This window comes from Simiduia curdlanivorans (assembly GCF_030409605.1).
GTDB classification, from domain to species: domain Bacteria; phylum Pseudomonadota; class Gammaproteobacteria; order Pseudomonadales; family Cellvibrionaceae; genus Simiduia; species Simiduia curdlanivorans.
Genome location: NZ_JAUFQG010000004.1, coordinates 2,115,548 through 2,140,861, shown reverse-complemented (window position 1 = coordinate 2,140,861; position 25,314 = coordinate 2,115,548). Strand labels below are relative to the sequence as shown.

24 protein-coding genes are annotated in these 25,314 nt (G+C 52.4%); 6 read left to right on the top strand and 18 right to left on the bottom strand.

Annotated features, from left to right (window positions below; translation table 11 throughout):
• Positions 1-2: 2 nt before the first annotated feature.
• Positions 3-674: a YEATS-associated helix-containing protein gene (locus QWY82_RS09590; RefSeq protein WP_290261687.1), complete on the bottom strand. Its 672-nt coding sequence runs from the start codon at positions 672-674 to the stop codon at positions 3-5.
• A 281-nt stretch (positions 675-955) separates the two neighbouring features.
• Here QWY82_RS09590 and ilvB point away from each other — a divergent pair, with 281 nt between their 5' ends.
• Positions 956-2,824 (top strand): biosynthetic-type acetolactate synthase large subunit, encoded by a 1,869-nt coding sequence (gene ilvB, locus QWY82_RS09585; RefSeq protein ID WP_290261685.1) that lies wholly within the window; start codon positions 956-958, stop codon positions 2,822-2,824.
• 459 nt (positions 2,825-3,283) lie between these two features.
• Here the strand turns inward: ilvB and QWY82_RS09580 are convergent, their stop codons facing one another.
• Genes QWY82_RS09580 through QWY82_RS09565 form a run of 4 tightly spaced genes read right to left on the bottom strand, consistent with a single transcriptional unit; the run spans position 3,284 to position 7,063 of the window.
• Complete coding sequence (locus tag QWY82_RS09580) at positions 3,284-4,090, bottom strand: DUF2071 domain-containing protein (RefSeq protein WP_290261684.1); 807 nt, start codon at positions 4,088-4,090, stop codon at positions 3,284-3,286.
• Positions 4,091-4,120: 30 nt separating this feature from the next.
• Positions 4,121-5,122 carry a cytochrome d ubiquinol oxidase subunit II gene (locus QWY82_RS09575; protein WP_290261683.1) on the bottom strand — a complete coding sequence of 334 codons (1,002 nt, stop codon included), beginning with the start codon at positions 5,120-5,122 and terminating at the stop codon, positions 4,121-4,123.
• Positions 5,119-6,495 (bottom strand): cytochrome ubiquinol oxidase subunit I, encoded by a 1,377-nt coding sequence (locus QWY82_RS09570; protein ID WP_290261681.1) that lies wholly within the window; start codon positions 6,493-6,495, stop codon positions 5,119-5,121. Before QWY82_RS09570 ends, QWY82_RS09575 begins: the two co-directional genes overlap by 4 nt.
• A gap of 25 nt (positions 6,496-6,520) precedes the next feature.
• Positions 6,521-7,063, bottom strand: a complete 543-nt coding sequence (locus tag QWY82_RS09565) for a GbsR/MarR family transcriptional regulator (RefSeq protein WP_290261679.1) — start codon at positions 7,061-7,063, stop codon at positions 6,521-6,523.
• A gap of 323 nt (positions 7,064-7,386) precedes the next feature.
• On the opposite strand from QWY82_RS09565, the gene QWY82_RS09560 reads away from it, so the two are divergent.
• Together QWY82_RS09560 and QWY82_RS09555 are read left to right on the top strand one after the other, a co-directional pair.
• On the top strand, positions 7,387-8,472 hold the full coding sequence (locus QWY82_RS09560) for a dipeptidase (protein ID WP_290261678.1): 1,086 nt from the start codon (positions 7,387-7,389) through the stop codon (positions 8,470-8,472).
• Positions 8,473-8,662: 190 nt separating this feature from the next.
• Positions 8,663-10,837 carry a M3 family metallopeptidase gene (locus tag QWY82_RS09555; protein ID WP_290261677.1) on the top strand — a complete coding sequence of 725 codons (2,175 nt, stop codon included), beginning with the start codon at positions 8,663-8,665 and terminating at the stop codon, positions 10,835-10,837.
• A 92-nt stretch (positions 10,838-10,929) separates the two neighbouring features.
• Here the strand turns inward: QWY82_RS09555 and QWY82_RS09550 are convergent, their stop codons facing one another.
• The 5 genes from QWY82_RS09550 to QWY82_RS09530 all read right to left on the bottom strand — a co-directional run bounded on the left by QWY82_RS09550 (position 10,930) and on the right by QWY82_RS09530 (position 16,156).
• Positions 10,930-12,123: a CaiB/BaiF CoA transferase family protein gene (locus QWY82_RS09550; RefSeq protein ID WP_290261676.1), complete on the bottom strand. Its 1,194-nt coding sequence runs from the start codon at positions 12,121-12,123 to the stop codon at positions 10,930-10,932.
• A 37-nt stretch (positions 12,124-12,160) separates the two neighbouring features.
• Positions 12,161-12,535, bottom strand: coding sequence for a VOC family protein (locus QWY82_RS09545; protein WP_290261675.1), 375 nt, complete (start codon positions 12,533-12,535; stop codon positions 12,161-12,163).
• Positions 12,535-13,023 carry a TIGR00645 family protein gene (locus QWY82_RS09540; RefSeq protein ID WP_290261674.1) on the bottom strand — a complete coding sequence of 163 codons (489 nt, stop codon included), beginning with the start codon at positions 13,021-13,023 and terminating at the stop codon, positions 12,535-12,537. The genes QWY82_RS09545 and QWY82_RS09540 overlap by 1 nt, the downstream gene beginning before the upstream one ends.
• Positions 13,024-13,040: 17 nt before the next feature.
• Positions 13,041-14,042, bottom strand: coding sequence for an NAD(P)H-quinone oxidoreductase (locus QWY82_RS09535; protein ID WP_435431469.1), 1,002 nt, complete (start codon positions 14,040-14,042; stop codon positions 13,041-13,043).
• 104 nt (positions 14,043-14,146) lie between these two features.
• Positions 14,147-16,156, bottom strand: coding sequence for an amidohydrolase family protein (locus QWY82_RS09530; protein ID WP_290261673.1), 2,010 nt, complete (start codon positions 16,154-16,156; stop codon positions 14,147-14,149).
• A 428-nt stretch (positions 16,157-16,584) separates the two neighbouring features.
• Here QWY82_RS09530 and QWY82_RS09525 point away from each other — a divergent pair, with 428 nt between their 5' ends.
• Positions 16,585-17,850 carry an RNA polymerase sigma factor gene (locus QWY82_RS09525; protein ID WP_290261672.1) on the top strand — a complete coding sequence of 422 codons (1,266 nt, stop codon included), beginning with the start codon at positions 16,585-16,587 and terminating at the stop codon, positions 17,848-17,850.
• Here the strand turns inward: QWY82_RS09525 and QWY82_RS09520 are convergent.
• The gene (locus tag QWY82_RS09520; protein ID WP_290261671.1) at positions 17,834-18,766 is read right to left on the bottom strand and encodes a M14 family metallopeptidase; all 933 of its coding nucleotides are present in this window, start codon (positions 18,764-18,766) and stop codon (positions 17,834-17,836) included. The two genes, QWY82_RS09525 and QWY82_RS09520, sit on opposite strands and share 17 nt — an antisense overlap.
• Positions 18,767-18,880: 114 nt before the next feature.
• Positions 18,881-19,516 carry a pyridoxamine 5'-phosphate oxidase gene (pdxH, locus tag QWY82_RS09515; protein WP_290261670.1) on the bottom strand — a complete coding sequence of 212 codons (636 nt, stop codon included), beginning with the start codon at positions 19,514-19,516 and terminating at the stop codon, positions 18,881-18,883.
• 113 nt (positions 19,517-19,629) lie between these two features.
• On the opposite strand from pdxH, the gene mobA reads away from it, so the two are divergent.
• Positions 19,630-20,262, top strand: coding sequence for a molybdenum cofactor guanylyltransferase MobA (gene mobA / locus QWY82_RS09510; protein WP_290261669.1), 633 nt, complete (start codon positions 19,630-19,632; stop codon positions 20,260-20,262).
• On the opposite strand, the gene QWY82_RS09505 is transcribed toward mobA, so the two are convergent.
• Positions 20,249-21,274 carry a sodium-dependent bicarbonate transport family permease gene (locus QWY82_RS09505; protein WP_290261668.1) on the bottom strand — a complete coding sequence of 342 codons (1,026 nt, stop codon included), beginning with the start codon at positions 21,272-21,274 and terminating at the stop codon, positions 20,249-20,251. The two genes, mobA and QWY82_RS09505, sit on opposite strands and share 14 nt — an antisense overlap.
• Positions 21,275-21,429: 155 nt before the next feature.
• Between QWY82_RS09505 and QWY82_RS09500 the strand changes: the two genes are divergently transcribed.
• Entirely contained in the window at positions 21,430-22,197 is a 768-nt protein-coding gene (locus QWY82_RS09500) for a polysaccharide deacetylase family protein (protein ID WP_290261667.1), read from the top strand.
• A 143-nt stretch (positions 22,198-22,340) separates the two neighbouring features.
• Here QWY82_RS09500 and QWY82_RS09495 read toward each other — a convergent pair whose 3' ends face one another.
• The 5 genes from QWY82_RS09495 to recR are packed head-to-tail and all read right to left on the bottom strand — an operon-like array spanning position 22,341 to position 25,262.
• Positions 22,341-22,742, bottom strand: coding sequence for a hypothetical protein (locus tag QWY82_RS09495; protein WP_290261666.1), 402 nt, complete (start codon positions 22,740-22,742; stop codon positions 22,341-22,343).
• Positions 22,743-22,765: 23 nt separating this feature from the next.
• Positions 22,766-23,215 (bottom strand): YcgN family cysteine cluster protein, encoded by a 450-nt coding sequence (locus tag QWY82_RS09490; protein ID WP_290261664.1) that lies wholly within the window; start codon positions 23,213-23,215, stop codon positions 22,766-22,768.
• Between the two features lie 3 nt (positions 23,216-23,218).
• On the bottom strand, positions 23,219-23,515 hold the full coding sequence (locus QWY82_RS09485) for a YcgL domain-containing protein (RefSeq protein ID WP_290261663.1): 297 nt from the start codon (positions 23,513-23,515) through the stop codon (positions 23,219-23,221).
• Entirely contained in the window at positions 23,512-24,669 is a 1,158-nt protein-coding gene (gene rnd / locus QWY82_RS09480) for a ribonuclease D (RefSeq protein WP_290261662.1), read from the bottom strand. The genes QWY82_RS09485 and rnd overlap by 4 nt, the downstream gene beginning before the upstream one ends.
• The gene (gene recR, locus QWY82_RS09475) at positions 24,669-25,262 is read right to left on the bottom strand and encodes a recombination mediator RecR (protein ID WP_290261661.1); all 594 of its coding nucleotides are present in this window, start codon (positions 25,260-25,262) and stop codon (positions 24,669-24,671) included. Before recR ends, rnd begins: the two co-directional genes overlap by 1 nt.
• Positions 25,263-25,314: the final 52 nt, after the last annotated feature.

Here is a 25,314-nt window from a genome sequence, read left to right as displayed (position 1 = left end):
GTTTAGGCAATCATATCCATGACACGGCGGCCTTTTTCCGTAACGTACCAACGCACACCTTTAGCACCGCTGACTTTACCGGCGAGGTTGCGCGCAACCAGCACATTTAAGGTTTTCGACATAGTGGTTTCATCGGCGCTGGCTTCGTGGCAAAGACCGGCGATAGAGCGGAATATATAGCGACCACGGCCCAAGGTTTTCAATACCTTGGCTGAGGTCACATCCAACTCGCCCTCCATTTCCAAGGGGCCTTGGTTGCCATCGGATTCAGGGTCTTGCTCAGTTTCTGTGGCGATCAAAGGCAGCAACTCTTCCTGCATCATGCGCAGGTCGTGGTGCACGTTATCGGACAAAATGCGCGCTTGTGTGGCCTCGCGCAAAATGCGCTCGCCCATATTCACAATCACGAGCCGTGAGGCCACCGCGGCAATCAAACAGTAACCGGTGTAAATCAACAGCCGCGATGGGTCGCCCTGTATCTCCAGCACCAAATCGCTGTTGACCAAGTTCAAGACCACCGGCACGAGGAAGGCAGCGCCTACACCCATGACAATGCAGCGCGGCAGACTTGCCGGGTCGCTGTCGCCTTGGTTCATTTGATAGAAATTAATAAGCCCGCCGAACACACCGGCGATTAGCATCACAGATGCCAGAATAAAAATATGGTTAGCCATGGCGCTCTCCCTGAATTAAGTGGCCCATACACCCCCTATGATTTGGTTTGTATCTAATAGCCGGCACCTAGCCACCTTAGACTTATGTATGGGTCTACTAGGTATAGCTCAGAGAAAGTGAATCTGCATAATAGTCGCGATTCTTATGACTGAAATAACACTTCATACTCCACCCACCCAGATGACCAAAATGCCTTTGTGGGGTTCGGCGCCCGAGACGTTGTATGCTACTGCCAGCAAACGCTGCGTTTAAAGCCAGACCCCATCAAGGAGATTCGGTCATGAGTAACCACCCCGTCGATAATGTCACTTACGCCAATAAAGGAACCGTAACCGGGGGCGCGATTACCGACATTATCGAGAGCCAGCGCCCTGGCGCCTTGCGCGGTGCGCAACTGCTGGCCAAGGCACTGCAGGCCGAGGGTGTGGACTTGCTGTTTGGCTACCCGGGCGGCGCCAACTTAGAAATTTTTGATGTGCTATCTGAGTTCGGCATTCGCTGTATTCGCACCGAGCACGAACAAGGCGCCGTGCACGCCGCCCAAGGCTACGCCCGGGTAACCGGTAAAGTCGGCGTGTGCCTCGCCACCTCTGGCCCAGGCGCCACCAATTTAGTCACCGGCATTGCCGACGCCATGAGCGACTCGGTCGCCATCGTCTGCATCACCGGCAATGTGCCCAGCCATTTGCTGGGCAAAAACGCGTTTCAGGAAGTGGATATCGTGGCGGTGACCAGGCCCATCACCAAAAAGAATTACCTGGTCAGCCGGGTCACCGACATCCCCGAAATTGTGCGCGAGAGTTTCCTGCTCGCCGGCGGGCGCAGGCCGGGGCCGGTGCTGATCGACATACCCAAGGATATTCAGCAGCATTTTCCGCGCGACCCAGAGGGTAATTACACGCCGCCGAGAATCCCGGCGGTGATTGAGCCGCCGGAAGCGGCCGCCACCGGTATGACCGACAACCAACTGGAGCAAGCGCTGCGGCTGTTAAGCGAAGCCGAGCGCCCGATAATTTACGCCGGCGGCGGCGTCATCTCCGCCAATGCCCACAATCTATTATTACAACTGGCCGAAAAAGCCCAGATTCCGGTCACCACCACGCTCATGGGCCACGGCGGCTTTCCGCCCGCGCACCCACTGGCATTACACACCTTGGGTATGCACGGCAGTAAATACGCCAACGTGGCGATCAATGAGGCAGATTTAGTCATCGCCGCCGGCGTGCGTTTCGACGACCGCGTGACCGGCAAGGTGAGCGAGTTTATTAAGCACGGGCGCATCATTCACATCGATATCGATCGCGACGAACTGAACAAGAACAAAGACGTCACCCTGCCCGTGTGCGCCGATATCAAACTCGCGCTGGAACAGCTATTGGCCAATTGCCAAGCAGTTAGCCATAGACCTTGGACGGAACAAATCAGCCTGTGGAAACAGCAGTGGCCCTACCCCGCGCCCGAGCGCAACACCATCACGTCACAGTTCGCCATCGGCTTACTGTCTGACATCACTAAGGGCGAGGCCATCGTTAGCCTCGGCGTTGGCCAGCACCAGATGTGGGCCATGCAACACTACCAATCGAGCCAACCGAAAGCGTTTTTAAGCAGCTCGGGTTTCGGCACCATGGGTTATGGCTTACCCGCTGCGATCGGCGCGAAAGCGGCCTTCCCCGAGCGCACGGTGATCGACATAGACGGCGACGGCTCGCTCAACATGACTGTGCACGAACTCGCTACCTGCCACCGCTTTAAACTCGGTGTGAAAGTGGTAATTATCAATAACCAATGGCTCGGCATGGTGCGCCAATGGCAAGACATGATTTACAACAAACACCGCGCCGGCTCGTCGCTCTCCGACCCCTTAACGCAAGTAAAAGCCGAGGATGACGTGGACATCTACCCAAATTTCCTCGCCATCGCCGACGGCTACCGCGTGAAGAATGAACGCGTGGTGCGTAAAGAAGATTTGGCGACGGCTTTCGCACGCATGCTGGCCAACCCCGATGAACCTTATTTGTTGGATGTCATTGTGGCGCGCGAAGAAAACGTCTACCCGATGATTCCCGCCGGCGGCAGCTACCAAGATATTTTGATGGGCGATGAGGATGTGAAAAAAATTAAGCGAGAGCAACAGGGCAGTAATATTTAACGCTAATCGCTAAGCAGATGGCAGCCCCCAGCTAACAGCAGGATTAAGGCTGCCTAATGCGCCACAGACACTTACAGGGAAAGCGCTAGTGCTTTCTGTTTCCTGTTTCCTGTTTCCCCATCAACAGTGTACGGATTTACCTTTTTACGTCCATGGCAGCCATTGATTTTTATCTTAATAATGACTCCCCAACTATCGGCACCCGTTTCGGCCCAACTTCCGACCCGCGCGTATGATTAACTTTTCCTCGACGGAAACTGCGGCTCCAGATATTACTGGGTCCTGTTTGCATCCAGCCGAGTTAGAAGCCACATAAACCTAGGGAACCTCTGAATAACTCTGGTGCCGCTCTGGCTTCTTGCTAAGGGCTACGGCCATTAGCTGCGAAACTCGCCTTGCGGCTGACCGCTACAGTTCACGCAGAGCGGTACCAGAGTTATTCAGAGGTTCCCTAGGCTATCAACCAATAATTTTCGGCGGTAAATAAATCGTAAACTCATTTAACGGTTCAATAAGCACACTATAAGCTTTAGCTTGCTCAGAAAAAGGCACAATACCTAGCTCATCCAATAAATTAAACCGTGCCGACACTAATGCCGCTGGTTTAACGTCTAAGCGCTTATGCCATACGCGATAGGTACCTAACTTACCATCGCGACGAAAATAAAAGCCGGCCAGCGGATGGGTTAGGTACACTAAGGCACTCTCTGTATCGGGGAAACCAGGAAAGCTAAACCTATCCGATGCGGATTGGCTCAACTCCACTGAGGCGCTCGCCCAACTGGATTTTGTCTGCATGTTATAGCGCTTGTAGCGCTGCGTCGCCGCCTCGAAGTCGCAATCAAACTGCACCTCGCCTGCGTGCCATGGGAGATTCCACAGATACCGTGGCACCATTAACGCCCATGAATCTAGCGTGGTGCCCAAGAACCAAACGCAGCGCTCGCCAGTTTGTTGATCGATAATGTAAATGCGGTAATTGGTTTGCCCCATGGTGAATTTTGGAAAAGGCAATACTGCGGAGGTGAAGTCGACATCGATAAACGGTACAACAGAGATTAACCCCATCGCTTCACCACCTAACTCGACCCTATCCAATTTAAATCTTTCTGGAAAAAGCCCATCGAAACGACAGGCGGGTACAGCGTAAGTAATAATGGCAAAATGCTTAAGCCCGCAATGCACATCGACGCCGCTAGGGGCCGGTCGGTCGTGCACGTAATCACAGAACTTTCGCACTTCCTGCACTAGCCGATTCCCTCTCATGCCCTAAACCTTAAATTGCTACTCTCAACACTAGTAATAATGCAAATCCGTCGACTTACCCCAAAAAACCCGATAAGAAAAAATGGTGTAGCCAATAATCACAGGCAACACAATCACCACGCCCACCAAGATAAATTCCAACGATGCTTTGGCGCTGGCGGCCTCTGTGGCCAACAGCTGGCCGGGCACCACGTAGGGGAAATAGCTAAAACCTAAGGCTAGGAAGCTGAGTAGAAATAGTGTCACTACACCAAAAAAAGGCCGGCGCGCTTTGCTGTCGTCGCCGTCGTAAAGTTGCTTGACTGAGCGCTCGATCCAATAGAGACAGAGCCAACCCAAGGCGGGAATAGCCAGTAACAAGCACCAACCTGGGAAAGAAAACCAACGCGCGACCACTTCGCGATTAGAGGTTAGGTTAATCAACGACACAAACAGTAAACCCAACAACGTCAACGCACCAGCGAGGCGAATCCAACCCAGTGCACGCACTTGTAATGCGTCTTCAGTTTTCATAATTAACCAAGCGCTGCCAATATACACATAGGCGGCCGCCACACACACAGCACTCAAGGCGGCAAACCCTAGCGCCGCCCAGCCGGGTTCAAAGCCAGTGACATAGCGCCCTAACATATAACCCTGCGCTAGCGCCGCCGTGAGTGAACCCAATTTAAATGCCCAGTCCCAGGCGCGCTGGTGATTGGTAATGGCCTTGGCACGTAAATCGAAGGCAACGCCGCGCAGAATCAAGCCAATCAGTAACATCACCGCCGGTAAGTACAACTCAAATAGCACCAAACTATGCGCTTTGGGAAAGGCGATAAGCAGTATGCCTACCGCCAATACCAACCAGGTTTCATTGGCATCCCAAAATGGGCCAATGGAGGCGATCATTTGGTTGCGCTGCTCAAGGTTTTCCATGGGCAGTAAAATACCAACGCCAAGATCGTAACCATCCAGTACGGCATAAATAAGCACAGTTAAACCCAGCAATCCTAAAAAAATATAGGCCAAGGTATCAGCGGATAAATTCATTGCGCGACCTCCACGAGTGCGGGGTTTTGTTCCATTTCCTGCAAGCTGTGGGTTTCGAACTCTTCAACTTGCACCGATTTTTTTGCCATGTAAAAAATGGTGTGTAAATAGGCCCACATTAATAGCGCGTACACCAATATATAGAGGCTTAACGACAAGGCGACGTTAGCTGCCGGCTGTAGGGTTACGGCATCGGCGGTTTTAAGTAATCCACTCACTAACCACGGCTGACGGCCCATTTCTGTCACATACCAACCGGCCAAGGTTGCCACCCAGCCGGAAAAGGTCAGGGCAAACAAGCCTTGTAAAAACCACTTGGGAAATTGTTTTTTCCGCACTAGGTAATACACGCCTAGCCATGCAGTAGCTAACATCAACACGCCCACTGCCACCATAATGCGGAAACCAAAAAATAGCGGCTTTACTGGTGGGTGTTCTGAAAATTCATTCAAGCCCTTAATTTCCCCTTGGCTGTCGTGGGTGAGAATCAGGCTCGCCAGTGAAGGGATGCCTAACTCAAATTTATTGGAGCGGCTGTCTTCATCGGGCCAGGCAAACAACAGCAGCGGTACCGCTTTTTCAGTTTCCCACACCCCTTCCATGGCGGCTATTTTTTGTGGCTGATGCTCAAGGGTATTAAGCCCGTGTAAATCGCCCACCAACATTTGCAAAGGCGCCACGATAGCGGCCAATACCAACGCCGTTTTCAACGCCAGCTTAGGTGCTTTTTTGGTATCGCCTTTAAGCAATCGATAGGCCGAAATTCCGGCGACGAAAAAACTGGCGGTTAAAAACGATGCCAGTAGCACATGGGTTAAGCGGTAAGGCATAGACGGGTTAAAAATAATCGCCAACCAACTCTCCGGCATGGCGACGCCGTTTTCCATCACAAAGCCCGCGGGCGTTTGCATCCAGGAATTCAGTGCAATAATCCAAAAGGCCGACATGCTGGTGCCGAAGGCTACAAGAAAGGTCGCCAGCGTGTGCATCCAAACCGGCACGCGATTAATGCCGAATAACATGATGCCTAAAAAAGTCGCCTCTAGAAAAAACGCTGTAAGCACTTCGTAACCCAACAAAGGCCCGGCAATATTACCCACACGCTCCATGAACAAGGGCCAGTTAGTGCCAAACTGGAAGCTCATGGTAATGCCGGTAACAACGCCTATGGCGAAGGTGAGCGCGAAAATTTTTACCCAGAAGCGGTAGACGCGCATCCACACCGGGTGGTTTGTGCGTTGAAATTGCAGTTTGAAATAAAACAGTAACCAGGCCAGCGCGATGGTGATGGACGGGAACAAGATGTGAAAACTGATATTGAGCGCAAACTGCATGCGCGACAACATGAGGGTTGAATCTACTACTTCTTGCATGGCTACCTCTGCAACGTTAACGCGTTCAACGGGATTTATTGAGCAGCTTGTCTTTCATCTCCAATACCTTGCCAACACCGGCGCCGAGTTTTAACAGCGCCATTAAATGTTCGGGGTTCATGCGCTGTACATCGTCCATCCAATGGGTGAACAGCTCGAGCAAATCGTGAATTTCCTGCATTTTTGTACCGGCATAATCGACTTGCTGGCCATCGCGCTGCATTAACTGCGCACGCAATACACTCAGGGTTGGGTCCACTTCGCGCTTGCGCCGCTCGCTTAGCACCTGCTGAGCCATGTCCCACAAGCTGCCATTGGGACAGTAGTAATCTTTGCGATCACCAGGTTCTCTGTGTACGCGAATCAGCCGCCAACTTTGCAGCTCTTTCGCCGCCATACTGACGTTGCCGCGCGAGATGCCCAGCTGATCGCTAATCTCATCGGCACTTAAGGGCTGTTCGGTAAAGACGATGGCGGCCAGCACTTGGCCGACCGAGCGGTTAAAGCCCCAGCGACTGGCCATTTCGCCAAAGTGCAGCACCACGTCGCGCATTTGTGGGTCATTCATAGGCATTAACTTCTAAAGTTTCAATAATTTCTGAAAGTTTAGAAGCTTATATGATGTGAATCAAGCACTGGTTTAACAAACTGTGCTGAGCCGAATGAAGCTCAAGCGAGAACACTTGAGCCAAGCGCCCGTTCAAGGCTATGGTGCGTTCAGCGCCAGCGCCGAGCGGCGCCGATAAAAGCAATAATCGCATCGACGCCGCCCAACCGAGGACCGACACAGTGCTAAAAATACTCAAAATTTCCCTAGCCACGCTTATCCTGCTCGTCCTTGCGGCAGCAGTCCTACTGCGTCTTTTTGGCCCAGAATTGGCGGAAAGGCGCATGAATCAAGTTAAGCACGCCCCCGCACAAGGGATATCCGACGCCACCAAAGCCTTGCACGCATCGCTTTTTATCGCCGATTTACACGCCGACTCCTTGCTTTGGCACAGAGACCTTTTGATCAGAAGCGATTACGGTCAGGTGGACTTCCCACGTATGCAGGAGGGCAATGTGGCACTGCAAATGTTTACCACCGTGACCAAGTCACCGGCAGGCCTGAATTACCATGAAAATAGCGCCCACAGCCGCGACAACATTACCCTGCTGGCGCTAATACAGGGCTGGCCCATGAACACCTGGGGCAGCCTGACCGCCCGCGCACTGCACCAGAGCGACCGATTACACAAATTCGCCGAGCGAGCGCCCGACACAGTGCGCATCATAAAGAATCAGGCCGATTTAGCGGCACTGCAGGCCGATCGCGCTGCGGCCACAAAAACTAAACCCATGGGTGCGATTTTGGGCACCGAGGGCTCGCACGCACTGGACGGCGAGCTCGCCAATATTGAGCGGCTGTATCAAGCCGGCTTTCGGATGATGAGTTTGCAGCATTTTTTCGACAACCAATTAGGCGGCTCCCTGCACGGCGTCAGTCATGCGGGCTTAACCGAATTTGGCCGCGCCGCGGTGCAAGAAATGACCCGCCTCGGCATCATGATCGACGTGGCCCACTCGTCTGAACAGGTAGTGCGCGATGTGCTCGCACTGAACACCCAGGCGCTAATCGTGAGCCACACAGGAATCTATAGCCACTGCCCGAATGAGCGCAATATTCCCGACACCCTGATGCAAAGTATCGCCGCAAAGGGCGGCCTGATTGGCATCGGCTTTTGGCGCGGCGCCGTGTGTGACGACTCGCCCAAGGGCGTTGCTAACGCCATTCAAGCCGCCGTTAACCTTGTCGGCGAAGACGCGGTGGCACTGGGTTCAGACTACGATGGCTCGGTCACCACCGGCTTCGACAGCAGTCAACTGCTAGAGTTGACCCAGGCGCTGGTCGACCTCGGCATGAGCGAAAGCACCATCGCCAAGGTCATGGGCGGCAATCAAGCGCGCTTTTTTGCCAAACATTTGCCCAGTTTGTGATCTATTCGACCAGTAGAGGCCTGCGGCCGGTGAAACGAATGCGGTTTGTGCGCTACCAGTCGTCTGTTAATAGGCTCTACTGGCTCGGCTATTTAGATAGAGACTCAGCCATTGGTAGGCATAGCACCCATAGGCAGACACAAGCTTTACCTAAAACCAATAAGACATAAATAGAAAGAGGACTCCAACCATGCTTTCCCGATCACCTCTCGTCATGGCTATTACCCTGGCCCTGCTCAGCACCGCTTGCAGCAACGACGACGCCAAACAGGCAGAACAGACAATGACGAAGCCTGAGACCACCGCGTCTGCGGCCGAAACTCAAACCAGCAACCCGTTTTTCGCAGAGAGTAATTTATATTTCAAATTGCCTCCCTTCGATAAAATCAAAGATAGCGATTACGCACCGGCATTCGAACGCGGCATGGCCGATCAGTTAGCCGAAATGGATGCCATCGCCAACAACCCAGAAGCGCCTAGCTTTGAAAACACTTTCGTGGCGATGGAAAAAACTGGCGACATTTTAACCCGCGTCGCCAATGTATTTTTCGCCATGACCTCGGCCAACACCAACGATACTTTGGAAGCCATCCGCAGCGACATGGCGCCAAAATTATCGGCGCACCAAGATGCCATTCTGTTGAACGAGAAATTGTTTCAGCGGGTAAAAGCCATTTACCAACAGCGCGCTGACTTAAACCTCGATCCAGAATCCCTGCGTTTAGTTGAAATTTACTACCGTGACTTCGTGCGCGCCGGTGCCAACCTCAGCGCCGAGGATAAAGAAAAACTCAAAGCCTTTAACGCGGAATTGGCAAGCCTGCAAACTCAGTTCAGCCAAAACGTATTAAAAGAGGTGAACGCCTCGGCTATCGTGGTGGAATCAAAAGACGAACTTGCAGGCTTATCGGACAACGTCATTGCCGGTGCAGCGGAAGAAGCTAAAGCCCGTGGCATGGAAGGTAAATATGTTATTGCCTTGCAAAACACCAGCGGTCAACCCACCTTATCGTCGCTGACTAACCGCGACCTACGCGAGCGTATTCATACAGCATCATTGGCTCGCGGCAGCCATGGCGGCGAATTCGATAACCGCGCCGTGCTTGCCAACGTGGCAAAACTGCGCGCCCAACGCGCTCAGCTTTTGGGCTACGCCAATCACGCGGCCTACAGCCTCGAAAACCAAACCGCACTCACCACCGAAGCAGTTAACAAGCGCTTAGCCACCTTAACGCCAAAAGCCGTTGCCAACGCCCAGCGCGAACAAGCGGACTTACAGAAGAAGGCCAATGCCGAGGGCGGCAAGTTTCAGATTGCCTCTTGGGACTGGGCTTTCTACTCAGAAAAAGTGCGTGCAGAGCGCTACAATTTCGACGCCGATCAGCTAAAGCCCTACTTCGAAATTGACAACGTATTGCAGAAAGGTGTGTTTTTCGCCGCTGAAAAGCTTTACGGCATCACCTTTAAAGAGCGCAAAGACCTGCCCACTTATCACGAAGATGTACGCATTTTCGAAGTGTTTGAAGCCAACGGCGATACCTTAGCGCTGTTTATCTTCGACCCCTATTCGCGCGCCTCTAAGCGCGGTGGTGCCTGGATGAACGCCTATGTTGCGCAAAACAAACTAACCAACGCCAAGCCCGTGGTTGCCAATCATCAGAATATTCCAAAACCACCGGCCGGCGAACCCACCCTGTTGACCTTTGACGAAGCCAACACCATGTTCCATGAATTTGGTCATGCGCTGCACGGCATGTTCTCTAACGTGAACTACCCCTACTTCGCCGGCACCTCAGTGCCGCGCGATTTCGTTGAGTATCCGTCACAGGTGAACGAAATGTGGGCCACCTGGCCTGAAGTATTGGCCAATTATGCCAAGCATTATCAAACTGGCGAAGCCATGCCCAAAGAATTGCTCGACAAGGTATTAGCGGCTGATAAATTCAATCAGGGCTTTGCTACCACTGAATACCTTGCGGCGTCATTATTAGATCAAGCTTGGCATCAACTAACGCCCGAGCAAGTGCCCGCGGCCGACAAAGTCCTCGACTTCGAAGCCAAGGCGCTGACCAAGGCCGGAGCGAAAATGGATACCGTGCCACCGCGCTATCGTTCGACTTACTTCTCACACATTATGGGCGGCTATGCAGCCGGCTATTACGCCTATATTTGGAGTGAAGTCTTGGATGCCGACACGGTGAAATGGTTTAACGAAAATGGCGGCCTCACGCGCGCGAATGGCGACCACTTCCGCGCCACCTTGCTGTCTCGCGGCGGCAGTGAAGATGCCATGAGCATATTCAAAACCTTCCGTGGCGCCGAGCCAAATATTGCACCACTGCTTGAGCGTCGCGGTTTGAACTAAGCCAAGCGTATAAATAACATAGAAAAACCGGGCTAATTTACCCGGTTTTTTTATGGTCAACATAATGTTTGGCAAAAACGGTAAGTCGCCCGTTAAGCAATAACGCCATCGGCTTTTAAGGTGGCTAGTTGCCCCTCAGACAAACCTAAAAGCTCACCCAACACGGCTTGATTATGACTACCCACTGCTCCACCCGGCCACTCTGTCGAACCCGGCGTTTGCGTCAACTTTGGCATCAGAGCGGGAATGTCTAAGGGCTTGCCATTAATCTCAACTCGCTCGAATAATCCGCGCGCTTGAAAATGCGGATCGGCAAATTGGTCGGCCACACTGTAGATAGGCCCAACCGGCACTCGCTCAGCTTCGAGTTGCGCAATCACTTGATCCGAACTCTGTGCTAAACACCAAGCGGCGATAGCGTTATCAATCTCGACTTGATGCACAACGCGGCCAGCGTTATTGGCCATGGCCGCATTATTGGCCATATCGGCGCGACCAATGGCGGTCATTAAGCGTTTAAAAATAGAGTCGCCATTGCCACCAATCACAACATATTTGCCGTTGTGACAGCGGTAGGTATTGGTGGGCACAATACCGGTGACCGTAGTGCCGGCCGGCTCGCGAATCACACCGGCACCGGAAAACTCCGGCACTATGCCCTCCATTAAATTAAACATGGACTCGATTAACGACACATCCACCACCTGACCAACGCCGGTTTGCTTTTGCGCCAGTAAGGCCAGGGCAATACCGAAAGCGGCATGCAGGCCGGCAATGGTATCGCCAATGGAAAGATTGGGCCGCACCGGCGCTTGATCGGGAAAACCATTAACATAGCGAAAGCCACTCATGCCCTCGCACACGGAGGCAAAACCGGGTTTATGCGCATAGGGGCCGGTTTGACCGAAGCCGGAAATGCGCGCGTACACCAACTTGGGATTGCGCGCTTTCACCGCGTCCGGGCTTAGGCCCCACTTTTCCATCACCCCGGGGCGAAAATTTTCTACCAATACATCGGCGCCATCAATTAATCGCGCCGCCAATACCTGGCCCGCTGTTTGACGTAAATCGAGGGTGACAGATTTTTTATTGCGCCCGAGCGAGCGCCACCAAAAGGAAGTTCCAGTGTCATCCAACTGGCGCCAACCGCGCAGCGGATCGCCACCTTCCGGTGGCTCGATTTTTATCACCTCCGCGCCGAAATAGGCCAACAGGCAACCGGTAAATGGGCCAGCGAGTAGCTGCCCCATTTCTATTACCCGAACACCGTCCAAGGGTTTAGCCATGCCACCTTCCTATTAATCGTTTTCCGTTCGTATTCGATTAGCCGTTAACTTCCAAGCGTAAACCCATGGGGTCGAAAAAAAACACTTGCGTGAGCCCAGTGCGCTCGAGTTTAACCTCGGAATATTCGATACTGAATTTATCGAGCCGAGCTTTTAACGCCGCCATAGTATCTGTGTGAAAGGCGAGGTGATCTAAATAGCCACTGCCGCGCGCGGCCAGCTGTTCGGCCTCCGCCTCGCTAACAATCGACAGGTGAACGAGTGGCAGGTCGCCTTGATACAGCCAACGTCCGTCGGAATTGGACAGCGGCCGAAAGCCCTCGCGCCAATCGAACACTTGGCCATAAAAATTCAGCACCGCATCTAACCGATGCACAGGCACCCGAAGGTTAAAGTGATTGAAACTCAGCATCAGTGCTTGGTGAGTTTATCGAGGTAGCCCATAGCGAAGGCCGACACCACGAAGGTCATGTGAATAATCACATACCACATCAAATGGTCATTGCTGTAATTGGTTGCGCCCATGAATATCTTTAACAAATGAATGGACGAAATAGCCACGATACTGGCGGCAATTTTTGCCTTTAGCGAGGATGAGTCCATCTTGCCGAGCCAGCCCAACTTCTCTTCGTCTTCGGCAATATCCAATTGCGACACAAAATTTTCGTAACCACTCATCATCACCATCACTAACAAGCCACCCACCATGGCCAGGTCGATCAGACCCAAAATCAACAACACCATATCGGTTTCTTTTATGGTGCCGATATCCCACAAAAGGTGAAACATTTCGCGGAAAAACATAATACAAAGTGCGAACAAGGCGAGGCTTAAACCCAAATAAATAGGTGCCAAGAGCCAGCGCGAACGGTACATCATCGTTTCAATAAACTTTTCCACAAACAACCTCAATAGATTTAATTAAGTGTTAAAACAATTTTACCAATATGGGCGCTCGATTCCATTAGCCGATGGGCATCTGCCACCTTAGCCAAGGGAAATGTTGCCGCCATCTGCGGCGCAATTCTACCTGACTCGAGCAGCGGCCACACCTCTGACAGCAAGGCGCGGGCAATCTCTGCTTTGGCCTCATTCGACTGGGCGCGCAAGGTCGAGCCGGTTAACGTTAGGCGCTTAAGCATCACCGGCAACAGGTTTATATCAACCTGAGCACCCTGCAAAAAAGCGATGTTCACAATACGACCTTCGAGCGCCGCCAGTTTAATATTTTTCGCCACATAATCGCCGCCCACCATATCTAAAATCACATCTACCCCACGCCCCTCGGTGGCGCTTAAGATTTCTGCAACAAAATCTTGCTCGCGATAATTTATCGCCTGCTCGGCACCCAAGGCACTGCAGGCCTCGCACTTGGTCTGGGAGCCAGCAGTAACAAACACGCGAACCCCGCGCGCCTTGGCTAACTGAATGGCGGTGGTGCCGATGCCGCTGCTGCCGCCGTGTATCAGTAAGGTTTCTCCGGCCTTAAGCCCGGCGCGCTGGAACAGATTGCCCCACACGGTAAACAAGGTTTCCGGTAGGGCCCCCGCTTCGGCAAAGCTCAAGTTTTTGGGCTTGGGTAGGCATTGCCCGGCCGGCACACTCACCTGTTCGGCATAGCCGCCACCGTTAGTTAATGCACACACCTCGTCGCCAAGGGACCAACCCTGAACACCCTCGCCCACGCCAATCACGCGCCCCGCCACCTCCAAACCGAGAATGGGCGAGTGCCCTGCGGGCGCGGGATAAAAGCCTGCGCGTTGTACTATGTCTGGGCGATTCACACCCGCGGCCTGGACGCTAATCAAAACCTCGCCGGGGCGAAGCTCGGGCGCGGCTAGCTCGCCCAACACCATCGCGTCGGCATCGCCAAAGGCGGGTAAATCAATGCCTTGCATATTGTTGATCTGGGTGGTCATGGCACGCTCCTGTTAGTCTGAACCGGCAGCCTATCCTAAGCCCCAACAGGTTTCAAAATTAGCGGCCATAAAAAAAGGCCCGCAGGCCTTTTAACACCTTGCCGCTAAAGTGTCACCGAGGGGGTAAAGGGCTTTACCCCCAAAACGCCATACAGCTCGCTCGGTTTAAACATCTGCTGGCCTTTAATAACCAGCGCCACCTTGCGAATATCGGCGATGTTCTTTATTGGGTCGCCTTCAATTAATAACATATCGGCCTGTTTACCCACGCTAACCGAACCGGTTTTATGGGCCGCACCCACTAAGCGGGCGCACTCGAGGCTGGCGATGCGCAAAACATCGATGCTGGGAATGCCCGCTTGCACATAGAGTTCCAACTCGCGCTGCAAGGTAAAGCCGGCAATATTGTCCGTGCCCGGCACAATGCCTATACCATTGTCGTAGAGCAGCTTGACCATTTTTAGCATAGCCGCCGAGCTGGCTTGGTAGTCATCCCACTGGTCGGCCGGCACCGGCATCTCCGCACCTTTTAACGAGCGCACCACCGCCGGCGGTAAGTGCTCGGCCACCGGTAAAAACTCCGCATCAATTTTTTTATCTTCGCGCACTAATAGGCTGCGAAAAGTGGACACGGTCGGATCGACCACCACCTGCTTGCTTTTCAGTAGGTCGATAAATGCGCGCACTTCCGGGCTTTTTAAATCCAAGCTATGGGCTTTTTCGCCCACCAACGAAAAGCGCAGGCGCTGCCGAGTGTCGACTTCAGTGCCAGCGAGAAAATTCAAGAACAGCATATTGATGTGCTGAATTTCATCATAGCCATTATTCACCGCCTGCTCCGCTGTCATAAAGGCCGGAATATGGCCACTCACACGCAAACCGCGGTTGTGTGCACTGTCACTGATAGGCTTAACCCAGTTCGGGTCTATAGAACTGTATAGCTTTACTTGTAGGTAGCCGTTATCGGCAAACCAATTCACTTTTTCTAGCGCTTCCTCCAGCGATTTAACCGACAGGCCCGCCGAGTACTCACTCTCCTGATCCATAAAACCGGCGCGGTACACCGTTGGGCCGATCAAGCCGCCATTGCTAAACAATTTATCCAGCGCCATGATGTTGTCGTGATTATTGCCGATGTCGCGCACACTGGTAACGCCTGCGGCGATATTTAACAGGCCGTCATTTTTCGACAGGTGGCCATGCATATCCCACAGGCCAGGAATCAAGGTTTTACCTTTGCCCGAGAGGGTTTTATAACTGCCACTCACCTTTAAATTCTTGCCAATGTCGGCGATAACGCCTTGCTCAACGAGCACGTCCATACCCTTGAGCTGCTTTTTATTTTCCACATCGGCGATATTGACCGACTTAATCAAAAGTCGCGGTGTGACATGGCCATATTGCTGGGCAATTTTTTCGAGGTACTCGCTTTCAGCTTGCGTTTGAATGTCCGCCAGTTGCTTAAAATTATCCAAACTGTAGCCATCGCGAATCACCCGCATAAAACCGCTGTAATCTTTCGCGAAGAACATGCCCTCGTCGTCGTGCCAACTAAGGCTCGGGGTAAAATCTAAACCGGAGATAGCGTATAAATGCACCTGTTGGGATTTTTTACCGTTTTTCACCGTAACGCTGCGTAATTTACTGATGTGTGCAGTGCCAGAGGGTAGTAGGTCGATACTTTTTTCCGGTGCCGCCAACAAGGCACGCACCATCATATTGAAACTGGCCGAACCATCGGCCGGCACATAGAAACGCTTTTGTGTGCCGAGCATTTCACCTTCATCTTTGGTGCTATTCCAGCGCGCGAGGGAGCCAGTCCACTCAAAGGTTTCTTCAATTTTCGAACCAAAGGCCGTGGTGCCGCTGGCCTTATAAGCGACGAGGTAGTCGTCGTCATCGGTGCTTAACTGCTCTTCGACTTTGTAGCGGCGATTGTTCCAACCCACTTCCAACAGGCCTTCGTAACTGTTCTCGCCGGTTTTATGAAACACTTGTTTCCCGGCCAAACCCTTTTCGCTGTACCAAAGGTTAGTCACATCATCTGCGGCGAGTACTAGGACCGAAAAACTTGCGGCTAATAAGCCAACTAACAAAGACTTTAATTGTGTCATCCCAAGATTCCTTTTATCGATGCTGTGAAGGCCAAGCTAGAGCGCATTATCCCAGACTCATCACAGCCGTCTTAGTTTAGAAAAAACATAACGCAAGCAGTGTAGCACTGATGTACAACATGGAAAGGAGGGAAAGGGACAGAGAGGCGATAGAAAGTACACAACAATGAGTACAAGCGCGAAAACGGTATAGCGCGCTGCCCGCGCTTTAGCGATGCCAATATTATGCCGCGTCAAGCAACAATCTACGACTCTGAGCGCATTTACTGGCCATTGACCCAAGTGCGGTTTTCACTCAAAGTATCGCCACTACCAGCTAGATGACACCAATCCCGTCGATCCTACGCTGTGCATCCAAGGCCGTGCATCAATGCCACGGGTAAGCACTCAGCGTTTGTCATCGAAAGACAATACAACGGAATTAGCCCTTGAACCTGACTCACGAACAGTGGCAATCACTCTATCGCTATGGCCTAGCCCTGTGTGGCGATGGGAACGATGCATTCGAGCTTTTACACGCATCAGTAGAGCGCTTTCTGCGCATAAAGCGCAGGGGCATCGTCGAACCCGTGGCTTACCTGCGCACAGTAATGCGCAACCTGCAATGCGATCGTTCAGGTAAAAACAAGCAGACGCTTGAGCCCAACCAGCCGAAACCGAGTCAACTCGCGCAAGCTGAACTGCTACAAGGCGAGCAAAACAAGGCGGCAAACAGCGAGCTCGATATTATCAGCCTGGATGAAAGCAGTTTAGAAAACACGGCTCTGTTACCCGATGATTTTGCAAACATTTGGCCGGCATTAAACACTGAGCAAAAAGATATTTTGTACTTATGGGCATGGCTAGGCTTTAGCGCGCAAGAAGCGGCCGACGAACTCAATATACCCAAGGGCACACTGCTGGCAAAAATTCATCGATTAAAGCAAACACTCATCGCAGATCCCAGCGCCGTGAAAAACAGCACCGTAAAAAACAGCACAGAAGAAAATAGCGCGAGCAGCAAGATGAAAGAGCCCAACATCAAAAAAACGTTAAAAGATCTCGTGCGCGGAAAAATTGCCGAACCGAATTTAACACCCGCGCAAGTTGACTCGCTCAACGGGCAATTCTACCCACCAGTTTCAAACCGGAAGCCTTGGTCGAATATAGCCATAGCCGCAAGCTTGATGTTAGCTTTAGGGTTGGCATTGATGGCCTACAGCCAATGGCAAGCGTGGCAAAAAGAAAAACTGTTTATTGCCATTGCCCAAGAAGCGGTTGACAACCATATCCAGCAGCGCCCCCTCGAATTTCAAGCTCCAGATCTCGCGCAGCTAGATCAGCAATTTAGCGAATTAGATTTCACCCTAGTTAACAGCATTCAACTCCCGAGCCTAAACCGCCAACTGCTCGGCGGGCGCTACAGCTCTATTCAGGGTGTGACTGCCGCGCAATTGTATTTACAGGATGACAGTGGCTTGCTGACGAGCTTGTATCAGGCGGCCTTTACAGCAGATGACTTCGCCAAACTCGGCAACATTAATGTGGATGAACAACCGGTGCTGCGCTACGCCAAGGGCTGTACGATAACGCTTTGGGAGGAGAAAGGCGTGCTCATGGTGTTGGTGCAATCACCCAACGTCGAGGCGACGCCTATCGCCAAGCCCCAATTACCGAATCTGCTACCAAGCCAACCACCTAGCCTGACGCCTTAGCAGTCGCGAGTAAATAATCCAAACTGGCGCGAACCGCCGCCACTTGCGCGAGCACACAATTTTCACCGGTGGCGCGCGGGCTATCGGGATAGACTTCGGTGGTTGTTACCAAAGGCGCATCCGTTAGCCCCATGCACAAACCCAATTTTTTCGCCGCATAGTTGATAACACCTCGCTGCTCCAGCGGCGCACCAATCAATTTATTTTCTGCATCGGCTTCGGCAATATGGGTCACCTTCTCGACTGCGGCAATGATAGCCTGTTGAAACGCCGGTTGTGGGCGATCGGTGCAAGCCACCAAGTAAAAACCATCGGGAATATTCCAATTCTTATTCACCACACCGTCGCGCGCGGCCAGCGCCGGGCGAAATTCTTCGTTGTCTGAATCTGTGGTTTCATGCAGATCGATATGCAGGGCAATGGGCCATGGCATTGCCGCGATATAATCCATCACCGCATTCGACTCAGCCGCTAAGCGGCTCGGTAAAAAGGAGCGATTGGGGTCAATTGCCATTGGGTTCCAACGGTTAATGGTTTCGTAACCCCAAGGGCTAATACAGGGCAATACCAACAGATTAATACTGTCGCTGTATTGCTCTGCAATCTGCTCGGCAAAATACAGTGCACCCAAGACCCCGCTGGTCTCGTAGCCGTGCACGCCGCCGGTAACCAAACAGGTTGGTTTTTCAGCGCGCCAGACACCGATTTTTAACGCTAACAAGGGGTAGGAGTTTGCCTCGTACGCGAGCTGACCATACTGTTCAACCTGAACACCTTGGCCCAGTGCTTCGACGCGAGTCACAACGTCGTCATGATAGGAACGACGCTTGTGTTGCTGCGCGCGCCAATGTGTTTTTTCTGCCTCTGTCCAAGGCTGATGGGGCTGGCCGATAGGGTAAACGGGATTATCTTGCATGATCTCTCACAACTGGTAATAGAAATAGCATTTGTTACTTGGACGTCAGCATTGGCGCAACCCAACCATCGCCCATTAATGGAGCAGGCGCTTGAACAAAATATTGTCGAGGCGCTAAGGCGCCAAGCGATCGATAACCCAGTGCTCGCCCGTGCGCCGATAGCTAAAGCGATCGTGTAGCCGATTTGCTCCGCCCTGCCAAAATTCGATTTCATGTGGCGCAACGCGAAAACCACCCCAAAAATCCGGCGCTGGAATGTCGCCGTGGGCAAATTTTTCTTTCATACGCGCCACTTGCTGCATCAATATCTGACGGGTGGATACAGGGTGACTTTGATGCGAGGCCCAAGCGGCCAACTGGCTTTCCTTGGGCCGCGATAAAAAATATTTAGCCGATTCAACGGCACTTATTTTTTCTGCCACACCGCACACCTTCACTTGCCGCTCGATGTCATGCCAGGGAAAGTGCAAACTGATTTTGTGGTTACCGGCTAATTCACGGGCCTTGCGCGAGCCATAGTTGGTGAAAAAAACAAACCCTGCATCATCTACATGTTTGAGCAAAACGATACGCTGCGACGGCTGACCCGACGCATCTACCGTAGCGACAGTCATCGCAGTGGGGTCTTTTAGTTGCAGCTCGATGGCCTGCTGCAGCCACAGTTCAAATTGCGCAATGGGGTTTGCAGCAAGATCTTTCTCATCTAGCCCGCCCATTAAATAATCTCGACGTAAATCTTCCAGATTCATAGGACACTCGGCCTCGGCAACATTTAACGCTATTATAGAACGATACCCGTCGTTAAACGACCGACACTCGAAAACCATCAAGCGCGAAAAACAGCCAGAGCAGACAAGTAGGTATGAAGGCACTGAAAAAAGAAAACATCGCAGGGCTAATTGTTGCCGGTGGCCAAGGCCTGCGCATGGGTAAAACGGACAAATGCTTGCTTAACCTCGATAACAAAACCTTGCTACAGTGCTGCGTGGATCGACTCAGCCCACAGGTCAATGTCCTGGCGCTAAACGCCAACGGTCAACTCGATCGCTTCAACGACGCGCTTAAAACACTAGCACTCATGCCCATGCTGCCCGATATGCCGCCCAGCGCTGGGCCCATTAGCGGTATCATCGCCGGCCTCACCTGGTTACAGCAGCAGCCGGAGCAGTGGCTAGTGACTATTGCCGCCGACACCCCCTTCTTCCCGCTAGATTTAGTAACCCGCCTCAGCCAAGGCTTGGGCGTGAAAACACCCTTGGCCGTGGCCAGCGATAGCCACGGCATGCACCCGCTATTCGGGCTTTGGCATAAAGATCTTTTACCGCGGTTACAGCAAGCGCTGGCGCAAGATCAATGCCGATTGCAACAATTGATCAATGAGTTAGGCGGCATACAAGTGGATTTTAGCGGCTGCGGGCCCGAGGCGTTTTTTAATATCAACACGCCAGAGGATTGGGCCCGCGCACAAGCGCAACATGCGCTTACAGCAAAATGAGCGTGTGGTAAAAACCAATACCGAAAATAACATTGAGCGGAAAGGTAAGACCTAAGGACGCCAGCATGGCCAAACCAATATTGGCCGAGGGAATCGCGCCCTTGATGGCGGCTGGCGCCGCAATATAAGAGGCACTTGCCGTTAAACTGGCAAGGATTACCGTGGTGCCTTCCGACAAGCCCAACAGCTTGCCCGCCACAATACCGGCGATGGCCAATACCGGTGGCGCCAATAACGCAAACGCGAGCAAGCGCCACTGCTGCCAAGGAAAAGGCCGCAGAGTTTCCGCCGCCACCAAACCCATTTCCAATAAAAATAACGCCAACACCGCCTTAAAGGCGCCTGTGTATAGATCGGTGACCGCAGCGCCCTGAATAGGGCCGTACATAACGCCAATAATCACGCCGCCGAGCAATAGAATAACGCCGCGGTTGGTGAAGGCCTCGTGCCAGAGTTGCGCCATGGTGGGCTGCACTGGCCCAGACACTTGAAAGCGACGATACAGCAACAGGCCGACAATAATGGCCGGTAGCTCCATGGCCACGAGATACAGGGTCACCTCTGGCGCGAAGGCTAATTCGCGCGCTTCCACATAGGCCAAGGCCACGGCGAAGGTACCGGCGCTGACCGAACCATAATGCGCGGCGATACTGGCACTGTCTTCTAAATTTAAGCCGACCAATTTACGCAAGATCGGAAACAGCAGGAGCGGAATACAGCCACCAATGGCCATAAAGGTCAATAGAGCCGGCAATAAACTTGCATCTAAATTGCCGTACAGCGCCATGCCGCCCTTCAAGCCGATGGTGAGCATGAGCAGCAAGCTTAAGGTGTCATAGGCGGCTTTTGGAATTTTGAGATCGGAGCGAACCACACCGGCCACTAAGCCCAGCAGGAAAAACATGACGACGATATCTGGCATGAAACCTAACCCCAAGAGACGTTGGTGCGCATTGTAACTGAGATAGCCCTGCAAAGGTAAACGCCCCACAGCACCAATACCCACGCTCACAATACTTGCGACGCAGCAGCCAGATCGGCACACTGGCTGATAAATAATGATCAGCAGCGGTAGATATCGACACTCGGCCGCTGAATCGCATTCAAAATATCCATATTGACCTTAATCACAATCGAACTGGTAAGGAGCAACAACAGGTGTGCACATTGAGTAAATTTCAATCTATCCTCCGAATGTTTCGCCTGATGTTATTGCCCCTGTTATGCATCGCCAGCGCACAAGCCGACTGGCCCGCCGACGGGCGCATTGCGGTTAGCCTGGCCTATGACGACGCCTTGGCGAGCCAGCTCGATCACGCCCTGCCCGATCTCAATCGCCACCAATTGAAAGCGTCTTTTTATGTGGTTTTATCATCGCCGGTATTGGCCAGTCGCATGAGCGAGTGGCAAGCGCTGGCCGAGCAAGGTCACGAACTCGGTAATCACACCTTATTCCACCCCTGCCGCGCGTCACTACCGAACCGAGACTGGGTTGACCCAGAAAATAATTTAGACACCTTGAGCGTCGCGCACATGAGCAGAGAGGTGCAAACCGCGAACACCTTTTTACACGCGCTGGACGGTAAAACGGCGCGCACTTTTACCCCGCCCTGCTTCGATAAATTGGCCAGTGGCGAAAACTATTTAACCGCTATTCGCACCCAATTCACCTCTATTAAAGGCGATGATAAGCGACTAGAAATAGGCTCAACCTGGTATATGCCCAGCGACATCAGCGGCGACGCACTCATAGCGCAGTTAAAAGAAAACACCCAACGGGGTGGCTTTGTGAGCTTTACCTTTCACGGTGTGGGCGGCGATCACCTAGCCGTTAGCACGGCGGCGCACCGGCAGCTAGTCGATTATTTAGCCGCGCACCAAGATCAGTATTACGTGGATAGTTATATTAATATTGTCGGGAAGTTGGATGAATAAAAAGCGCTATAAGCTGCAAGCTGCAAGCTGCAAGCTGCAAGCTGCAAGCTGCAAGCTGCAAGCTGCAAGCTGCAAGAAATAGCCAATCGTAATTGAAACTTTTGGCAAGTATTTTTTAACGACTAGCGTTTCGCGAATATCGCTTACGGCGATTCTTCTATGGGTTTTAGGCTGGGCTCTGCTCGCCCAGCGGTGGCTGTGGCGGCGGCATTATTTTTTTTACCGGCGCGATATTTTTGCCAAATCAGTCGGGCGATTAAACTCAACATCAGCGCCGCAACCCAAACGAAGGCCATGGGCCACACCACGCGCATGACCGATTGATCAGTGAACAGACCATCCAGCACCAAAATAAAAAATGCCGGTGCCATATTGGGCAGCTCCGGCGTCAGCGCCACGGGCGTCAACAACCAAGCCGCTACGGTTACTGTCATAAACTGAGCTAATTCACCACGGCGGCGAAACATCCACCAAGTCGCCACCATTAAACCAACAACACCGGCAAGGTAGGTGTACCACATAAAAGGGGTATTAGGATCTTCCATTTGTTTGTTCCAAAAATGTCATGTTATAAATCTACCCAGCGAATGACTTCGTCTTGCCAATCTGCTTCGGGCACACTCAATTCAGATTTAGCGCGACCACGCACAGAAATTTTGCTGACGTGAACCGACTCGCGGTTGCCGGTAATTAACGGGTGCCAGTCCGGTAGGTCTTTGCCTTCTGCCACTAAGCGGTAGGCGCAGGTTACCGGCAACCAGTGAAAGTCTTCCAATTTATCGGCACTTAACTGCAAGCAATTGGGCACCCGCTGTAAACGGTTTGGGTAATCGGTGCACTGGCAAGTATCTAGATCCAGCAACTGACAAGCCAGACGGGTGTAGTAAACTTCACCATCGTCTTCGTCCTCCAACTTTTGCAAGCAGCATTTGGCACAGCCGTCGCACAGCGCTTCCCATTGGTAGGCGGTCATGTCTGCCAGCGGCGTTTCTCGCCAGTAATCTCGAGCCCAGGCCATCGCTTAAACCAGCTTCGAATTATGCTTGTTGACGTCGGTCATATAGTCGTCTTTTGGCGGCGGCAGCTGCAGAAAAAAGCCGTTGGCATCCAGTGCCAACTTCACTTTATCCACATCAACCCGCGCCAGTTTTCGACCGTCTTTAAGCAACAGGGTCATGGCCAAAATCGGCTTGCCAAATTTTTCCAGTAGCGCCGCTGGCACCCGAGATAAACCATCGAGCTTGCGCACATATAAAAACATGTCGCTGTCTTTCGGGCTTTTATACACTTCACACAAACTTTTTAGGGCTTCAGTCATATTGGATTCTCGCGGTCTGATTGAGCAGCCAATTCCTGGGCCTTCGCTTCCATAAGCCGGCCAACAACGTCGTAGCGCCAGCCTTGTAAACTTGCAGGTAGAACCACCTCGCCAGCCAAAACGCTGCGCGTGAGTTGCTCCAAATCTTTTTTCCGAACGATAATTTCTGAGGTAATAGCTTGCGCTTGGGCCACATCGAGGGCGATACTTTTTAACGCCTTTAAAATATCCCCTTGCGCCGGTGTTAAGGGTTTAGGCAAGCGCGGTGGATGCGACTCGGCGGGTGAGGCTGCGGCTTTTGCCACCAACGCCAGCACCTCATCGCTGTGATCTTTGAGGGTGCGGTGGCCCATGCCGTCTATCGCTGCCAACTGCTTTGTGCTGGTCGGCTTTTTACGCGCCACATCCCAAGCTGCATTTTCTTTCATCAGCCGGTTGCGCGGCACGTCCGATAAACGCGCTTGAGTTTCACGCCAGATACACAACTGCTGCAGAATCACCAACTGGTCGGGAAACAATTTCCAAGCCAATTTAATTTTTGTGTAAGCCTCAGTGTAATCATCCTCGGCATTGGCCGCAGCCACGAGGTTGGCACACTCTTCCTTTACCCAATCGAGCCGGCCCAAGGTTTTCAGCGCCACCAGAATTTTGCCGTATACAATTAACAAGTAGGCGACATCTAACGCGGCGTAATGCAATTGCGATTGACTTAGCGGCCGCTGCATCCAGTCGGAGCGGGTTTCGCCCTTGTCTAAGGCAATGCCCAGCTGATCGCTAATAAGCGCGGCGTAACCTAAGGAAAACCCCATGTTGGCGTAGGCCGCCGCAATTTGCGTATCCATCAATGGTGAGGGCACAACGCCGAGCAAAAAGCGAAACACTTCCAAATCTTCCGAGCAGGAGTGAATAACTTTTACGGTATCGGGGTGGGTCATCAAGTTTGCCAGGGACGACAAGTCTTTTATCGCCAGCGGATCAATTAAGTAACAGCCTTTACCATCGCCCACCTGAATTAGACCGGCGTGCGGGTAATAGGTGGAGCTGCGCATAAATTCGGTATCGATGGCGATGGCCGCTTGTTGCATCCACGCGGCACACAAAGTATCCAGCGTGGCTTTATCGTCTACCCAAATAGGTTCGATAGGAATAGTCATTAAATTTTCTGCCTGCTGGAGAAAGCGTGCGCCAAGGTGCCGCCATCAATGTATTCCAACTCGCCGCCCAGAGGCACGCCATGGGCAATGCGCGAAACAGTCACCTGTAATTTTTTGGCGCGCTCAGAAATATAATGGCAGGTGGCCTCGCCCTCGATAGTGGGGTTGGTTGCCATAATGACTTCTTCAATTTCGCCGGTGCTCAGCAATTGCTGTAATTGATCGAGGCCTAAGTCGCTTGGGCCTATGCCATCGATGGGCGACAAATGCCCATGCAATACAAAATAGGTGCCTTTATAAGTTCCCGCTTGCTCGATGGCCAGCACATCGGCCGGGGTTTCCACCACACACAGCAAAGATTTCAAGCGCCGATGGTTATTGCAAATGGTGCAAAACTCTTCTTCCGTTAAGGTGCGGCAGCGACTGCATTCGCTTACACCTTCAACGGATTCGGCCAGCGCTTTCGCCAACCGAGACGCGCCCTCTCGGTCGCGCTCGAGTAAATGCAGCGCCATGCGCTGAGCAGATTTAGGCCCCACGCCGGGTAGGCAGCGCAGTGAACTCATTAACTCATCAATCAGGGGACTAAACATGTTGTACCGCGGTTAAAGTCATCGAAGGCTAGAATTGACTAGCAGCCTGCTC